The sequence below is a fragment of the Alicyclobacillus fastidiosus genome, assembly GCF_026651875.1.
GTDB classification, from domain to species: domain Bacteria; phylum Bacillota; class Bacilli; order Alicyclobacillales; family Alicyclobacillaceae; genus Alicyclobacillus; species Alicyclobacillus fastidiosus.
In genome coordinates this window covers 5,540,969-5,557,254 of the sequence record NZ_CP104067.1, presented here as the reverse complement: position 1 = coordinate 5,557,254, position 16,286 = coordinate 5,540,969, and the positions used below count along the sequence as shown (strand labels likewise).

The following is a 16,286-nucleotide window of genomic DNA, read 5'->3' as shown; positions in this document are numbered from 1 at the left end:
TTGGGTCATTTTTGCCGCATCAATGCGTGTTTTAGTCGGTAGCTTTCTCCCTCAAACACAACAAGTTGTCCATGGTGCGCCAGACGGTCAATCATTGCAGCAGCCATCTGGTCATCCGTGAAAATACCGCCCCATTTGGAGAACTCCAGATTCGTGGTGATCACCAAACTTCGTCTCTCGTAACTAGCTGCAACCACTTGAAATAATAGCTGCGCCTCTTCACGGTCCATCGGAAGGTAACCCCACTCATCAATGACCACAAGCTGAGCCTTTTCTAGTTCCTTCATTATGCGTTCTAAAGATCCAGCGCGTTTGCTCTCGCTCAGTCGTGTCACCAGGGATGCTGCGGTGAAAAACCTCGTAACAATTCCCATCTCACACGCTTTCGTTCCTAAGGCAATGGCAAGGTGTGTCTTACCAGTGCCGACAGGACCATACAGAACGAGGTTCTTTTTCTCCTGGACAAACTGACACGAAGTCAGTTCATCCAGGGACAAGGTAGAGGGCAGGCGAAGTGAACTGAATTCGTACCCCTCCAGCGTTTTTCGTACAGGGAACGCAGCTCGTTGAAATAAACGAATTCTCCGCTGACGCTCGCGGTGCTCCAATTCCTCCCGGAACACCTTATGTAGAAACTCCTCCTGTCTTGGCGTAGCTTCTAAATCGCATAACCGTACCGCATTCTGACTCAGGATTAATTGTCGGCAGTATTGTGAGATTTCTAGTCGTATCTCACTGCGGTCCATGCACTTCACCTCCGAATGCGGGTAGTAAAACATCATACTGGCTCATGTCGGGTCCAGGCTCCCCTGGCGTATCCAGACCGTAGTGAGCAATCCGAGCCGCAACAACTGCTGCATTGACCTCAATGCCTTGTGTGCGTTTGCGAACAATTGCTTCCTGTATCGAAGTCACCGCAACGTCCAAGCCATATTGGTTAGACAAATCCTTCATGAGGCGTAACGCTTGCCGTAACCCACTCTTGTCCTGCTCATCCATGTAATCACGAACCTCGTAGGACATTTGGCTACGCATCAGGCTGTTTCGCCATGCTCCTGGTTTTACAATCAATTGATCTAGCATCGTTAACCAGTCGACTGTGTCTGTCCGCTCTGTACCGAACTCCCTTTCGTGGCGAGAGATAACGTCACCCGCTTCATCAAGTGGTTCAATGAAATGTGCGCCGATCCGGACAATAATCTCCCGGTCTGCATACAGCGGCGAGGAAGAATAAGTGTGCTTGCCATCAAGTATGAACTTGCCATAGCCGTTGGTCTTTACATGCCCATATCGGCAAGATTCAAACGGCGCGTTTGGGAGTGCTCGCATGGCTTCCTTGTCCTTCTCAAACAACTCGCAGATAGGTACTCCTTTCTTGTAGTGCTCGCGGCTATTATCCAAATCGCATAGTTCGAATAATTCAGTGTTCCACTCATGCAATGACACTTTGGATGGTAGGGGAACCATGTAATTTCTCCGAGCGTAACCAACCTTGTTCTCCACATTTCCTTTTTCATGACCGCTATTCGGATTGCAGAATGTAATCTCAAATCCGAAATGGGCTTGGAATCGCTTAAACAACTGTGTAAGGCGAACTAGCTCTCCAATTCGCCTGCCGGCTGCTGTGGCATTGTCAATCACAAGTCGTGACGGAACACCCTCAATATGATAAAAGACGTCCATTAATCCTTGGCATAAGCATTCAGCAGTTTCACCGAGAAAGCACTGAACAAATCCTGCATTGCTATGCGGGAAAGATACCACCAGATACTTCGTAACGCGTCGCACGCCGTTTACAATCACATCACATTCACCAAAATCAGCCTGAGCCTCTCCAGGATGCCACTGAAGTTCAAGATAGCCCTTCTTACTAAGGTGCTGGCGTTGACGAAATGCGGTCACGTATCGGTTCACGGTCGGGTACGAACAGTTGAACTCCGGAAACTTTTTCACGAGTCGGTCATATACTCGCTTCCCCGTATGACGTTGCTTGTACCGATTTTTAGCATCTTGAAGAAGCCATGCATCAATGGTTGGCTTGTAGGGATCCAACTTGGATGGCTTAGACACTGGCACAGGCAGCCTTGGGGAGAAGTCCTCCTGCTTCATGTATTTCCGAACGGTCTTGGGATCTAGCCCCAATTCCTTTGCAATCTGATACGCTCCTTTCTCTTGGAGTTGCAGTTCCTTGATCCGGTGAATCTGCTCCATACTCATCGTCATCCTTTCTCCTCCTCGCATTTCTACAAAGAGGATTGTAAGAAGCAAATGACACAATTAGGAGAGATACACCAGGGAAATTTCCAGATCAGATCAGGGATTTCCTGATGACATCAGCAAGGATTTCTTAATGATTAGATCAGGGAATTTCTGATGATCGAAACCTCCATTTTTATTTGACCATACACAGATTACCGAAGTGAATGGTCAGACTCTGCAACAGACCGAATCGCTTGGTTCCGGTGCTGGTAATGCTACAGAGCCTACCCCAATTCCGCTGTATACACCAACTGGATGGAGCACCGCTGCTGGCTATAACTATGGAACGGTTGTACTCCCAGGCATCGTGAATGCTTCTGGTGTCGGTACTGGTTCTGGTACGACGCTGTACGTCTACACAGATGCTAACGGTAAGGCAAGCATCACTGTTCAAGATGGCAATGTTCCGTACTACAATGCTTACGGTGTAAGCACGTCCACTGCTACCACCACAGGTGGAACCGTGGGTCTCGGTATCTCGGGTACATCTTTGGAACTTGGCACAGGCGTAAGCGGAGTTGCTGGTCAAGTATCCTATGGTCAACAAGTTGGCGCGTTGGCGCAGTATGGTGTTAGCACGGCATCGAGCACGATTACTACGGCAACTCCGTTTGCTGTAACTATCAATGCTGAAGATGCTGCAGGCAACGCATTAACAGGTGATACGAGCACGGTAACGCTTGGTTCTACTGGCTTTACTAACAAAACCAGCGTTGCGTTCTACCCATCCAGCGCAGATGCAACTGCAGGTACGGGTGCTATTACAACCGCTACGTTGGCTGATGGTACGGCTACTGTATATGCTGTAGTGACCGACGCAACGTCAACTGATACAGGCACAATCACGGCTACTGATTCTGCTTCGGGTGCTTCTTCCATTACTGGCGCTACAGGTACTTTGACTCTGTAATGTCCAGTTGAGTCATGAGGGGGCTTGAGCGTTTGCTCGAGCCCCCATCTTTGTTTAAGTCTATTGAGTATTATTTTGGGTACCTCTATGCTAGATAAGTTAATGAACTTTGTTTTCACTCCATGACCTAAAACTGATTGTGGCCATGAGTGGCATCAGTCACTTCAGGATACCGCTCCGATTGGTTCTGGTGCAAAAATCAAAAGCAAGATAGAATTGCGGCCTAATATCGTTGATTTGGGGTGTTATGCAGCGAAGTGGAAAAGGTCACTAATAAAATCTGCGATGGAAAAGGCGGGTACGTGAGGTGACTTGAGCTGTTCTTTCCTTATCATGTGTATAGCCTCAATGCCCTTGAGTGTATAGTCGGCAGTTTGAAACGATTTGAACCCCATCATCGGATTCGTGATTTTCTTGATGAATCGATGATCTTGTTCAACAATGTTATTCAGGTATTTCGTCTGCCGGATGGAGGTTTCTTGCGGTATCTCCATTTCGTCCTTTAATTGTTGTAGTGCCGGAGGGTAAGTAGGGTTTTTATCTACGGTGATGACTCGCGGCGTTTGATTGTGTGGAGAAGAAAGCGCTTTTCTGAAGAACCGCTTTGCAGCTTTGACATCTCGACTCGAAGACAGCATGAAGTCAACAGTTTGCCCTTTAGAGTCTACTGCTCTATATAGATAAGCCCATTTTCCTTTTACTTTAATATAGGTTTCGTCAACTCTGTAGGAATCGGTGGTCGGCTTCAAATAACGTCGAATACGCTTGTCCAACTCTGGACCGAACTGATGGACCCAGCGCATGATTGTGGTATGAGAAACCTGAACTCCTCTTTCTTTTAGCAGTTCGACGATGTCCCGGTAACTTAAGCGTTATCGCAAATACCACCGAACCGCCATCAGGATAATATGAGATTCGAAGTGCTTCCATTTGAACGCATTCATAGCATGCCAGCCTCATCCCTGAAGTTTATCCGGACAATACTAGCATGCATGGTGTTTTTGCACCAGAACCAGCTCCATCAGCTTCGGATTGCCAAAGCTTCCAAAAATCTAATGGGTCCATCCCTACGGGTTGATTACATTTAACAATATAATGAAACAATGCCATTACTCCCACACCTCTTTATTTTAATATTTAGTTATTTTTCGGACACACTTATAAGGGGGCATATAGCCCCCTACCACCTTTAACTTATAGAAGCCGATTGGCTTACAGAGCTAGAAGGTAACTCATACGTACCACCAAACCAGCGCTGTACATTGTCGTACATCATTGTTGAAATTTGTTCATCCGTAACACCTTTACTTCGAAGTTCCGGGATAACCTCATCCAATAGGAATGTCATAGACCATTTGGGATAGTTCTTATAAAATTCGTGCTCAGGAGGGAACCAGTCAAAACTACAACAATAATCCTGAGATAAAAACATGCGCTCAGAATATCCTTTTGTAATGAGTTCCAGAAGAGTTACATTTCTTAGTTCATAAGGTAATGGTGCTTGACCGTAGCGGTCCATTCCGATAAATACTCCTCTATCAAGAACTCTTGTAATGTAGTCTACATCGTCTGTATCCCCGCAGTGACCGATCATGATAAATCTTGGGTCGACACCCTCATCTTCAAAAATATCTAGCTGCTTAAGCCCGTTTTCTGTCGCTGGATGAGAATGGGTCATGATTGGAACACCAGTCCGTTTTTGTGCACGTGCTACTGCACGAAACACCTTTTCTAGATCCGGTGTAATACCTTGCGCATCGGCTGTGCACTTGAGAAAACCAGCCTTAATTGAAGTGTTCTGTACCCCAACTTCAATATCCCTTACCAAAGTATCAGCTAGGAAATCGATATCACGATTTTGGAATATTTGAGGAATTTCGTTGTAAGAGTAGACACCTGTAGCGGCAACTACTTGAACACCTGTCTCTCTAGAGACTCGCTCTAAAAAACGGATGTCCCGACCAACCCCCATGACAGTTGGGTCGCAAATTGTCTTAACTCCCCTAGATTTTACTGCGGTAACCTGTTCAATAGCCTTACGGTAATTCTCGTCATCATCATATAGATGAGGGAATTGTACAGCTACGGCTTCAGAACGGAGAAGGAGGTGTTCATGTACAAGTGTATAACCGAGCTGTGAACTATCAATCGGGCCTGTAACGGTGTTGATTGTCGGCATTTCTATACCCCCTTAATGAATTCGCTTACGATTTGCTCGCTTAAAATGTAAGATTCTGTATTGGTATATTATTTTGTTCGCAATAATCATGATATCTCTTCATTCTGTAATACAAATCATCATTCAGTGCCACATTTCCATTTTCATCGAAATACTGAATAACCCCACTAAGACAAAACAACGTAATCATATCTTGGTCACCATCAACTACTAGAGTGTGAATATCCCCTGGTGGTTCAAAAATCACGGTTCCCGGTTTAGCAACCCACTCCCTCTCGAGATACCTCCATTGCCCTTGGAGAGTATAAGCTACAACTTGACCTCCAGTATGGCGATGACGAGTGTTACCTTTGCCTGCTACAAATTTCGATATATGAATCCAATTTCCTGTGGTCAGGTCAAACCGTACTGGTTTAAAAAACACAGCATCAGAATCCTCGAATGTAGGGACCCATGGGATATCATTTGAATCAATAGCTTGGTCAGGTAACGTGAATTTCTCTGTAAATTGGTTTAAGTCTAGAGCCAACATTGTATTACCTCCAATTTTGTAAAATGAAACACAAATTTCTTCTGATACTCTTTATTAAGCAAGAATCATGCCAAAAGCCAAATCTCACGAAAATCTTTATAGATGTGCTATTTCCCTTATAAAATTGACACTAACAGGAACAAAAGTGTGCATAATTGCACACCGTTACACAACTTGCGTCATTCCATCGACAATACAGCTTTTAACACATCCTGGTTCAAGCTGTTATCAAAAGCCTGATTAACTTTGGATAGGGGATAAAAGCCTACAACGTTATTAAGTTTATTTTGATATTTTTGCAAAATATTAAAGGCAGACACATAGTCCACTGGTCCACATCCGTAACTTGTTATGATTGGCCACTCATTTCTAACAAGCTGAGTCAGGAATAAATTTGTATCTTGTTCGTACAAAGCTACAAAGACAGCTCTACCGCCCTTTTTCAAATTGTTGAAACCATTTTTTACTGCAACATTGGACCCTGAACATTCAAAAACAATATCAACCTTTTCGCTTAAAGAAGACTTATCAGCAATATGGGGAGTAATACCGAAGTCCAGACACTTTGATAGACGATTTTCGTAATCACGTTCCAAGCCAGATAATATAACTTTTGCATTTTTTTCTACGCAAACTAAGGCAACAAAAAAACCAATGATACCAGGCCCCTGAACAAGAACGGTCTGTCCTTGATTGATTTCTCCAGCACGATTTACTGCATGAATAGCAATGGACAACGGTTCACTTAGTGCTGCAATACTCAATGGGAGCCCGTCTGGTATTTCCCTTACATATTTAGATTTTGTTTTAACGAACTCAGCCATTCCGCCATCAAAATGAAGGCCAATACATTTGTTGCTTTCACAAATGGAATATCTACTGTTTTTACAATTCTCACAATGTCCACAATAGTGCATTGATTCAACGATAACTTTTTTCCCAATTAAGTATTCGGACTCTGGATCGTTGCATTCAACAACCTTACCCGATATTTCATGACCAAGAATGATTGGTTTATTTACAAACTCGTACCCTTTGGAGTGATTGAATGCATGCAGGTCACTTCCACAAATACCACAATAATCCACATTTATTAGAACCTCACCATGAGCTAGGGAAGGAATATCTCTGTTTTCTAAAATGATTTCTCTGATTGTTTCCGTTTTAACGGCAGCTAACATCTTCTCTTCACCTTCATTTCTTTTGACAATTATTACGAGGCAATCCATCCACCATCAACATATATCGTTTGACCCGTTATATAGTTCGAAGCATCAGAAGCTAAGAAAATAGCTGTTCCGGCTAAATCTTCTGGTACACCGGTCCTCCCCTGTGGGATCCGTTTCAAGATTGAGTTATACCATTCTGGGTTCTTAAAGAGAGGCGCTGTTAGCTCAGTGTGGAAATATCCAGGAGCAATGGCATTTACCTGTATACACGATGCCCACTCGATAGCCATTGCTTTTGTAATTTGATTAACTCCACCTTTAGATGCACAGTATGGTCCCATATTTGGCAATCCAATGTGACTCGATAGGGAGCATATATTAATTATTTTTCCGCTGTTTTGTTCGAACATCAGGCGAGCCACTGCCTGAGATACAAAGAAAGTACCTCTGAGGTTAATATTCACAACCCTATCCCAATCCTCAATGCTAGTCTCAAGAATCGGACCTCGTACGTTTATTCCTGCTCCATTAACCAGAATGTCAATATGCCCGTGGTCATTTTTAAGTGTCTCTGTAAGGGATTGAAGATGTTGGGGATTCGACACGTCTAAATGCATAACAGATGCCTTATACCCATCACTTTCAAACTCACGTTGTATGTCTTTTAACTTATCTAGTTGTTCTATCCCGGCTATTATGACCTCGGCACCAGCAGAAGCTAGAGCTTTAGATATGCTTTTTCCAAGGCTTCCGCTTCCGCCAGTAATAAATGCTTTTTTCCCCGATAGATCGAACATCATCTTTTCCTCCAGTCCTGAATACGCATTCATTTGTTTTACAAGCAAAATCCATGCCACCTTGTCATTGATAAATGTTCCAAAAGAACTCTTTTGTAAGAAGTGTTCACTGTATGGATTCATTCGTTCTGTCGACTGAATTTTTATTTAATTTGTGCAAAAATGCAATTCCGTGCATATTTGCACATAGATAATAATGTTACAATACTCATCGAGAATGCGCTTACATATAAGTGGAGGATGATTACTTTGAATCGACTCTTAACGAAAGAAAAGAGCATTATACAGACTACACAACTGGACAAGTTCATCGAATACATGGAGTACCCAACCATGATATTTGATCAACATGGTGAATTATTGCATTGTAATCAAACAGCAAAGGACCAATCTTGTAACCAGATTGGTAGTAAATCCATCTCTCTTATCCGTGATACTCCAGACGATGACTTCTACAGTTCTTGTCTTCTGAATGGAACACAACATGACCTAGCTATAAATAAGTTACATTTTGATGATATAACACTTTTTATGATTTCTATCGGACCAACCTATGCAAAGGGAAATGAAGCACAAACTGTCGATGAACTACAAAAAATTATTGATTCAGTACATGATGGCATCTACATTTCAGACAATAGAGGATTCACTCTTCAGATCAATAAGAGATATTCAGAAATGACAGGCATAAATGGGCATGAAGTTATAGGACGACACATTTCCGAGTTGATTTATCGAGGGTACTTTGACTCCTCTATTACAGTAAAGGTTTTAGAGAAAAGACAAACAGTTTCTATTTTGCAAAGAACGAAAGATAGTAACCAAATGTGGCTAGTTACTGGGAACCCTATATTCAATCAGAATGGTTGCTTATTGAAGGTCTTAAATACGGTTTATGACATGACAGAACTCAACCAAGTAAAAGAATCCCTTAGGGCTCAGGAGATTGCTAATAACACCCAACGTGCAGAATTAGAAGTGCTTCGTTCTCAAGTAGTTAACGTACCTGATTTAATTGGGAATAGTCGTTTAACTAATAATATTAAAATCCAAATTAAAAAGGTGTCTAATTTTGATTCCACCGTTTTAATCTTAGGTGAAACCGGATCAGGAAAAAATGTTGTTGCTCGAGCTATCCACAAATTAAGTCCTAGATCATCAAATCCATTTATTGAAGTCAATTGTGGTTCATTACCAGAACAACTTATAGAATCTGAATTATTCGGATATTCAAGCGGTGCATTTACTGGTGCAGTGCGAGGTGGAAAGCCAGGGTTGCTTGAGGTGGCCCATAATGGAACTATTTTTTTAGACGAAATCGGAGAAATGCCGTATCAATTACAAGTGAAATTATTGACTTTCCTCCAGGATAGAAAAATACGGCGTGTTGGTGAAACCACTTCACGTGAGGTGAATGTAAGAGTTATTGCAGCCACCAATAAAGACTTAAAACAATTAGTTACAGAGAAAAAATTTAGAGAAGACCTATACTACCGTTTGTCTGTCGTTCCTATCCAAATCCCCCCGGTCCGTGAACGAAAAGAAGATATATATGCTTTAACGGACCATTTCTTGGTTAAATACAATCAAAAGTATAACCGCTCAGTTACATTGTCAAAAGCTGTTTATCTTGTTTTTGAAAATTACCAATGGCCAGGGAATGTTAGAGAAATCCAACATGTTGTGGAGCAATTAGTGGTACTCGCAGATTCGGATACTATAAATCCTCAAGATCTACCCGTTAATCTTCGATCTGAAAGTTTATTTAAAAAAACGGGTTCCAAAAATCTTAATGAAATTATTAAAAACGTTGAGTCCGAAATCATTAAAGAGGCATGGAGACAGTTAGGGGACATTAACATGGTTGCAGAGCAATTAGGTATTCACCGAACTACTTTGGTTCGTAAGATAAACAAGCTTGGTCTAATACTAAAGTGAAGGGCTCTCCCCATTTTCCTAAAATATTACATCACGAGTGCGAAAATGCTCAAACTGTGCATTTTTGCACAGTTTTTTTTTAGAATAAGTCCCCATCGCTCTTATACTGACATGTTTTATCTATTTACCACCAAGAAAATGTGATTTTAATTGCTTTGGCACAATTATTGCTTTTAATCAGGTAAAGGCGCCAACCTAATTGTAAGCGATTACAGATGTAAAAAGGAGCGTGTCCAAAACTATTCGAGGGTTAACTGTTCAAAACAAAAGGGGAAATGAGGGAAAAGGGAATGGCTTTAAGTACGGAAAAGGTTACGAATAAAAAGCGTAAGATACCTTTTGGATTTGGCATCTCGTGGATGGCATTATTAGCTCTTTGGCTCGTATACGCCATGAACGCTAATATGAGAAATTTCTTCTTCACAGTGCAACCTTCTATTGTTAAGGAATTTCATTTAACTCCATCTGCTCTTGGTATGTTCACTGCATTTGTAACACTGGCACAATCGGTACTTGTACTCCCAATCTCAAGATGGTCTGACAAAGGTATACATGGATGGGGAAGAAAATTTAGAGAGGTCCCCATCGCAATCGGGTACACAATATTCTCGATATTTACCGGAATAGGTGCTCTTACGCATTCCATTTTCAGTGTCTTTATACTCCAAGCTGTGAAGAACATGTTTGGTGGAGCTGGTGAATCAGTAGAAGTCACAACGGTTGCTGAATGGTGGCCAGTTGAACGACGTGGTTTTGCACAAGGTGCGCATCATACGGGTTATCCTTGGGGAACGCTGATTGGTGGTTTTGCAGTATCAGGTATACTTGCAACATTTGGTCCACAAAACTGGCGACTTGTATTTCTTATTTTGCCGTTAGCTACATTGCCTATATTGGTTATCTATTGGGTCTTTTCCACTAAGCGTCGTTACGAAAAGGTTTCTAGTCAATTCGAAACCTATAATTTAACTTCACCACTTGCTGGTGGATTCGACAAAGAGTCTACCCACCGTGCTCCGGCAGGTGCTCTAAAGAGGGCGTTAAAAAATCCGAATGTTCTGGTTCCCGCCATTTGTTCTGGTCTTGGCCTCGCTGTTTACACAGGATTAGGATTCTGGCTCACACCGTATTTAGCATTTGTAGCCCATTACAACTTTGCACAAGCAGCTGCATATAGCGTTATTTTCACAATCACAGGTGGTCTTGGGCAAATCTTTTGGGGATTTATGTCCGATAAATTTGGCCGTAAATTCGTTTTGATATTCTGCTTTTTGTGGTTGACAGCAGCAATGATTCTTTTGCAATTCACAAGAATCGACTTGGCTTGGTTGATTTTTGTTCAACTATTCGCTGGTGTAGCTACAAACGGAATATATCCTGTTCTCTACGCTCTATCTAGTGACTCTGCGGAAAAAGGTTCACTCGCAGTGGGTAATGGGCTAAACATGGTTGGGCAAGGTATTGGTGGTATGTCCCCATTAGTTCTCGGTCCACTAATCGGCCTTGGAGGCGGTTTTGCAAGTGCGACTGGATATGTCTACGGATTGTATTTCTTGTCAGGATTGATGTTTATAGCGGCTATTTTAATGGCGTTCTTCACAAGAGAAACAATCGGTAAGTTTAAGAAAGCTGACAAAGCATTAGTTCGTGTAGAAAGCTGTAATATCCCTAAGTAATTCTTTAACAGTTGAGAATGAGGTGGACGCCCGTCCCGTCCCACCTCATTCTCTTTTTTTGGTTCTGGTGCAAAAATCAAAAGCAAGATAGAATTGCGGCCTAATATCGTTGATTTGGGGTGTTATGCAGCGAAGTGGAAAAGGTCACTAATAAAATCTGCGATGGAAAAGGCGGGTACGTGAGGTGACTAGAGCTGTTCTTTCCTTATCATGTGTATAGCCTCAATGCCCTTGAGTGTATAGTCGGCAGTTTGAAACGATTTGAACCCCATCATCGGATTCGTGATTTTCTTGATGAATCGATGATCTTGTTCAACAATGTTATTCAGGTATTTCGTCTGCCGGATGGAGGTTTCTTGCGGTATCTCCGTTTCGTCCTTTAATTGTTGTAGTGCCGGAGGGTAAGTAGGGTTTTTATCTACGGTGATGACTCGCGGCCGTTTGATTGTGTGGAGAAGAAAGCGCTTTTCTGAAGAACCGCTTTGCAGCTTTGACATCTCGACTCGAAGACAGCATGAAGTCAACAGTTTGCCCTTTAGAGTCTACTGCTCTATATAGATAAGTCCATTTCCCCTTTACTTTAATATAGGTTTCGTCAACTCTGTAGGAATCGGTGGTCGGCTTCAAATAACGTCGAATACGCTTGTCCAACTCTGGACCGAACTGATGGACCCAGCGCATGATTGTGGTATGAGAAACCTGAACTCCTCTTTCTTTTAGCAGTTCGACGATGTCCCGGTAACTTAAGCGTTATCGCAAATACCACCGAACCGCCATCAGGATAATATGAGATTCGAAGTGCTTCCATTTGAACGCATTCATAATATGCCAGCCTCATCCCTGAAGTTTATCCGGACAATACTAGCACGCCTGCTGTTTTTGCACCAGAACCTTGCAAGACAACTGTATTGCAGTGAGCCCTAAAATTGTTGTCACATAAGACCCCCATGCCGCCTGGCGGCACCACAATCTATGAAAATGTAGATCCGTGATCTACTACGTCGCTAGACAGCCACACGGAGCTCGTCGCCCCCTGGTACCACGAGTCCGTGCATAAGACGGAGTTGGCGACTTGGAGCACCACGATTTGTCGCTCCCGCTGTCGGGAAGCACGTACGGTAGAATTCCTATCGCATCGGTCGCCACGTGGCTGTACTTCTTTGGGTAAGGAGTGGCAGCATTATGCAGGTTGTACACGAGCGATGCTGCGGACTGGATGTCCACAAGAAGAAGGTCGTTGGTTGTGTGATCACGCCGGAGATAAAGGAGATTCGGACGTTCGGAACGATGACGGATGACCTTGAGTCGCTCATAAAGTGGATTCTCGGTCATGAATGTACGCATGTGGCGATGGAAAGTACGGGCGTCTTTTGGAAGCCGATCTTCAACCTTCTCGAAGACAGGGATCTCGAGGCGTTGGTCGTCAATGCCCAGCACATCAAGCAGGTTCCGGGTCGAAAGACGGATGTTCGGGACGCTGAATGGATAGCGGACCTGCTGCGCCATGGCCTGCTCAAGGGGAGCTATATCCCTGACCGAAATCAGCGTGAACTTCGGGAACTGGTCCGGTACCGCAAGTCTCTCGTCCGGGAACGTGCCAATGAAGTCAACCGCCTCCAGAAAGTCCTTGAAGGAGCAAATATCAAATTGGCATCGGTGGCAAGTGATGTGGTTGGCGTATCGGGTCGAGCCATCCTCACTGAACTCATTGGTGGAAAAATGGATGAATCACGGCTCAAGGAGATCGTGAAGGGACGCCTCCGTAACAAGACCGCAGAACTGAAACGTGCATTGCACGGTGTTGTTCGTCCGCACCAGCAGATGATGCTTGCTGTTCAGCTTCGGCACATCGATCACCTTGATGAGTTGATCGAGGAAGTAAGTGCTGAAATTGAGCAGCGAATGCGCCCTTTTGACGAAGATCTCCGGAGAATCCAGACGATACCTGGAATTGGCGAGCGGACGGCGGAACTGATACTGGCGGAGATCGGTACCGACATGAGCAGGTTTCCAAGTGCGCAACACTTGGCGTCCTGGGCAGGAATGTGTCCAGGCAACAATGAAAGTGCGGGTAAACGACGAAGTGGCAAGACCCGCAAGGGAGATCCTTGGTTACGAGAAGCGTTAATCGAAGCCGCACGTGGCGCCGCCAGAACAAAGAATACCTATCTGTCCGCTAAGTATCACCGAATCGCTGCGCGTCGGGGATCCAAGAGAGCAGCCGTGGCAGTCGGTCACTACATGTTAATTATCATCTATCACATGCTGGTCAATCAGACAGAATACGAGGACCTTGGGCCAACGTACCACGAAGAGCGGAACCGAGAACGAGTTATCCGTCGTCACTTGCATTCTCTGGAGAAACTCGGTTTGACAGTCATAGTTCAACCAACTTCCTGAAATATCCATATATGTCTAAGACGGAGAACACGGGAGCTTTTTTATGCCATTTTCACGGTAGAGGCGTAAGAACTTGGTATTTTCGTTACGTGAGCGGAACTGGCGAGGAGAATTTAGGATTACTTCCTTTGATGCTTAATGAGAGACGGTTAATGCTACTTGACGTTACTTTAGACCCAATAGAGCCCCGAAATTGACCGGAAGATGTATAGACCGAAAAGTACCTTCTTAGGGGTAAATGGCTGGTGCCCCTTTGAAATAGACAGCCAATCTCATATGTAAGTCATGAGTCTCCCTAGCTTTAATTCTGTGCAAACTTATGTGTCTTTCCAAACGAAGAGACCGTATATTGTGCTCACATTGAAAAAGCCCCGCTCATCACTGAACGGGACTGTGAAATGGTATACAGTTAAGGTTTGTCACGCACTTAGCTCTGGTCTTCTGTACCGTTATCGCCCACCAAGAATGCTCCCTCTCCAAGAACAATCTTGTCGCCATCCTTCAAACCAGCGGTTACTTCATCCTGATAGGCGTTTTGACCGGAAACCGTCACCGGCTGGAACATCACATTTTGCGGTAGGCCTAGTGTAGCAGCTTCTGATTCTGCAGCCTTCGTTTTCGCAGCAGCTGGGTCATACACATATACCCCTTGCTGACCATTGACCGTGTGCAGTGCAATCGATGGGACGACCATAGTCTCCTCGTCGCCGGAGACATCGATGGTAACAGGGCCTGTCATGCCGGATTTCAGCGCTTGCGGAGGGTTATCCAGTGTCGCCAAAGCTTGATAGGACGTTCCATTGCCCTGGATCGGCGTCGGATCGATCTCAAAGATGGTAGCAGTAAACGTCTTGCCAGGAATCTCTGGAACGCTAAGCGATACCTTCTGTCCCTGATGTACATAAGGCATTTGTGATTCACTGATGGGTAGAGCGACCTGGAGCTGTTGAACATCCATGACAAAGGCCGTTTGCCCGCCAGAAACAGTGTCTCCAGGTTGAATATTCTTGGCGGTAATTACGCCGCTTACAGGTGCTTTTAAGGTCATGTAGCTTTCATTCAATTCGGCATTACTGACGGCTGCTTCTGCTGATTTGACCTGGGCATCTGCAGCCTGAACGCCGGCATCCGCAGTTTTGACCCCGGCCTGCGAGGTTTGAATGCTCGCTTGTGCGGCATCTAATGTGCCTTTATCGGACGGTTGAACGGTCTGATTATAAGCTGCTTGCGCATTGGTTAATGCGGCTTTCGCTTGTTGGACTTGACTTTGTGCGGAGTCCAACGCTTGCTTTGCCGCGGTTCTGTCATTATACGTGGCCTGTGCGGTCTGTAGTGCCTTTTCCGCAGCGTCATATTGGCTCTGAGCGGACGATAAGCCATTTTGGGCTGCTGTTAACTGTGATTGAGCTTGAGCGACAGTGGCAACAGCTGAGTTGTACGCCGTTTGATCGCTCTGTAACTCTGTGTATCCTTGGTCTAACCCCTGGTAGACTTCCTCATAATTCTGCATCTGTGAAGCGTAAGGATTATTTGCATCTCCAAACTCGCTTTGATAGCCATCGAAGCGCGACAGGGCGGTTTGATAGTTTTGGTAAGCGGTTTGAACCTGCTGCTCGGTGATGTCTCCGTCTTTTTGCTGTGCACTGGCCAGATTGGTTTGGGCCGTTTGGAGATTGTTTTGCGCCGCAGTCAAAGCCTGCTGAGCGGCATCTACTTGCGTTTGCTGGTCTGCTTGTGCCGTATCGAGTGCCGTCTTTGCCTCCTGGGCAGCGTTTTGCGCCGCAACCAACTGTTGATAGGCCACCGAGCGGTCATTGTAAGCAGCCTGCTGATCTTTGTATTGTTGCTCGGCCGCCGTCAACGCAGCCTGTGCTTTTTGTACGTTCGAATTTGCTACTTGTACCGTTGCAGTCGTGGGGCCCTCTGTTGCTTTGACCAGCCCGGCTTGAGACTGGGCGACACCGCCTTGTGCCTGCGCCACGTTTCCTTGCGCCTGGGCAACGCCAGCCTCAGCTTGAGCCAATGCGGACTCAGCCTGCTGGAGCGCATTCTTGGTGGCTGAGTCATCGAGCGTAGCGATAACTTGCCCGGCCTTTACATAGTCGCCCACACCCACCTTCACAGCGGTCACGCGGCCACCTGCTTGCCCTTGGAAAGATAAGTTGATTTGGGACGTGCTTTGGACCGTCCCCTCGGTTGCAATGGTTTTTGCACTCGCGAGAGAATGTACTTGATACAAGTCAGACGGCGGAATCGCTGCCGCTGATGCTGTCGGACGCTCCGCGACGGCAATGCCAGCACCAAGAACGACGATGACGGCAACCCCGATCATAATCCATTTACGACGCGGGTTTTTTCCGTAATTTTGGCTGCCTCCAAGCTCGGAATTTAATGAGGTTTGTGTTTCCATCGATATCCCTCCAGAC

General features: G+C 44.8%; 11 protein-coding genes and 2 pseudogenes. 4 read left to right on the top strand and 9 right to left on the bottom strand.

The genetic code is table 11. The annotated features are described in order from the left end of the window. Nucleotides 1–5: 5 nt before the first annotated feature. Nucleotides 6–746, bottom strand: coding sequence for an IS21-like element helper ATPase IstB (istB, locus tag NZD89_RS26970; protein ID WP_268004193.1), 741 nt, complete (start codon nucleotides 744–746; stop codon nucleotides 6–8). After that, nucleotides 733–2,223 carry an IS21 family transposase gene (gene istA / locus NZD89_RS26965; protein ID WP_268005360.1) on the bottom strand — a complete coding sequence of 497 codons (1,491 nt, stop codon included), beginning with the start codon at nucleotides 2,221–2,223 and terminating at the stop codon, nucleotides 733–735. Before istA ends, istB begins: the two co-directional genes overlap by 14 nt. Before the next feature lie 196 nt (nucleotides 2,224–2,419). Between istA and NZD89_RS26960 the strand changes: the two genes are divergently transcribed. After that, on the top strand, nucleotides 2,420–3,169 hold the full coding sequence (locus NZD89_RS26960; protein ID WP_268005709.1) for a hypothetical protein: 750 nt from the start codon (nucleotides 2,420–2,422) through the stop codon (nucleotides 3,167–3,169). Between the two features lie 245 nt (nucleotides 3,170–3,414). On the opposite strand, the pseudogene NZD89_RS26955 reads toward NZD89_RS26960, so the two are convergent. The 5 genes and pseudogenes from NZD89_RS26955 to NZD89_RS26935 form a co-directional block, all read right to left on the bottom strand. Next, nucleotides 3,415–4,113, bottom strand: a pseudogene (locus NZD89_RS26955) (IS6 family transposase). 245 nt (nucleotides 4,114–4,358) lie between these two features. Next, entirely contained in the window at nucleotides 4,359–5,348 is a 990-nt protein-coding gene (locus NZD89_RS26950; protein ID WP_268005708.1) for a phosphotriesterase family protein, read from the bottom strand. Nucleotides 5,349–5,388: 40 nt separating this feature from the next. After that, nucleotides 5,389–5,880, bottom strand: a complete 492-nt coding sequence (locus NZD89_RS26945; protein WP_268005707.1) for a 2,4'-dihydroxyacetophenone dioxygenase family protein — start codon at nucleotides 5,878–5,880, stop codon at nucleotides 5,389–5,391. 179 nt (nucleotides 5,881–6,059) lie between these two features. Further along, the gene (locus NZD89_RS26940) at nucleotides 6,060–7,061 is read right to left on the bottom strand and encodes a zinc-dependent alcohol dehydrogenase (protein WP_268005706.1); all 1,002 of its coding nucleotides are present in this window, start codon (nucleotides 7,059–7,061) and stop codon (nucleotides 6,060–6,062) included. Between the two features lie 32 nt (nucleotides 7,062–7,093). After that, a complete protein-coding gene (locus NZD89_RS26935) occupies nucleotides 7,094–7,894 on the bottom strand; it encodes an SDR family NAD(P)-dependent oxidoreductase (RefSeq protein ID WP_268005705.1) in 801 nt (266 codons plus the stop codon). Nucleotides 7,895–8,179: 285 nt separating this feature from the next. Between NZD89_RS26935 and NZD89_RS26930 the strand changes: the two genes are divergently transcribed. Together NZD89_RS26930 and NZD89_RS26925 are read left to right on the top strand one after the other, a co-directional pair. Further along, nucleotides 8,180–9,784 (top strand): sigma-54 interaction domain-containing protein, encoded by a 1,605-nt coding sequence (locus tag NZD89_RS26930; protein WP_268005704.1) that lies wholly within the window; start codon nucleotides 8,180–8,182, stop codon nucleotides 9,782–9,784. Between the two features lie 290 nt (nucleotides 9,785–10,074). After that, nucleotides 10,075–11,460 carry an MFS transporter gene (locus NZD89_RS26925; protein ID WP_268005703.1) on the top strand — a complete coding sequence of 462 codons (1,386 nt, stop codon included), beginning with the start codon at nucleotides 10,075–10,077 and terminating at the stop codon, nucleotides 11,458–11,460. A 188-nt stretch (nucleotides 11,461–11,648) separates the two neighbouring features. Here NZD89_RS26925 and NZD89_RS26920 read toward each other — a convergent pair. Beyond that, a pseudogene (locus NZD89_RS26920) lies at nucleotides 11,649–12,282 on the bottom strand (IS6 family transposase). 360 nt (nucleotides 12,283–12,642) lie between these two features. Between NZD89_RS26920 and NZD89_RS26915 the strand changes: the two are divergent. Then, nucleotides 12,643–13,860, top strand: coding sequence for an IS110 family RNA-guided transposase (locus NZD89_RS26915; protein WP_268005702.1), 1,218 nt, complete (start codon nucleotides 12,643–12,645; stop codon nucleotides 13,858–13,860). Nucleotides 13,861–14,287: 427 nt separating this feature from the next. Here NZD89_RS26915 and NZD89_RS26910 read toward each other — a convergent pair whose 3' ends face one another. Further along, entirely contained in the window at nucleotides 14,288–16,270 is a 1,983-nt protein-coding gene (locus tag NZD89_RS26910; RefSeq protein ID WP_268005701.1) for an efflux RND transporter periplasmic adaptor subunit, read from the bottom strand. Nucleotides 16,271–16,286: the final 16 nt, after the last annotated feature.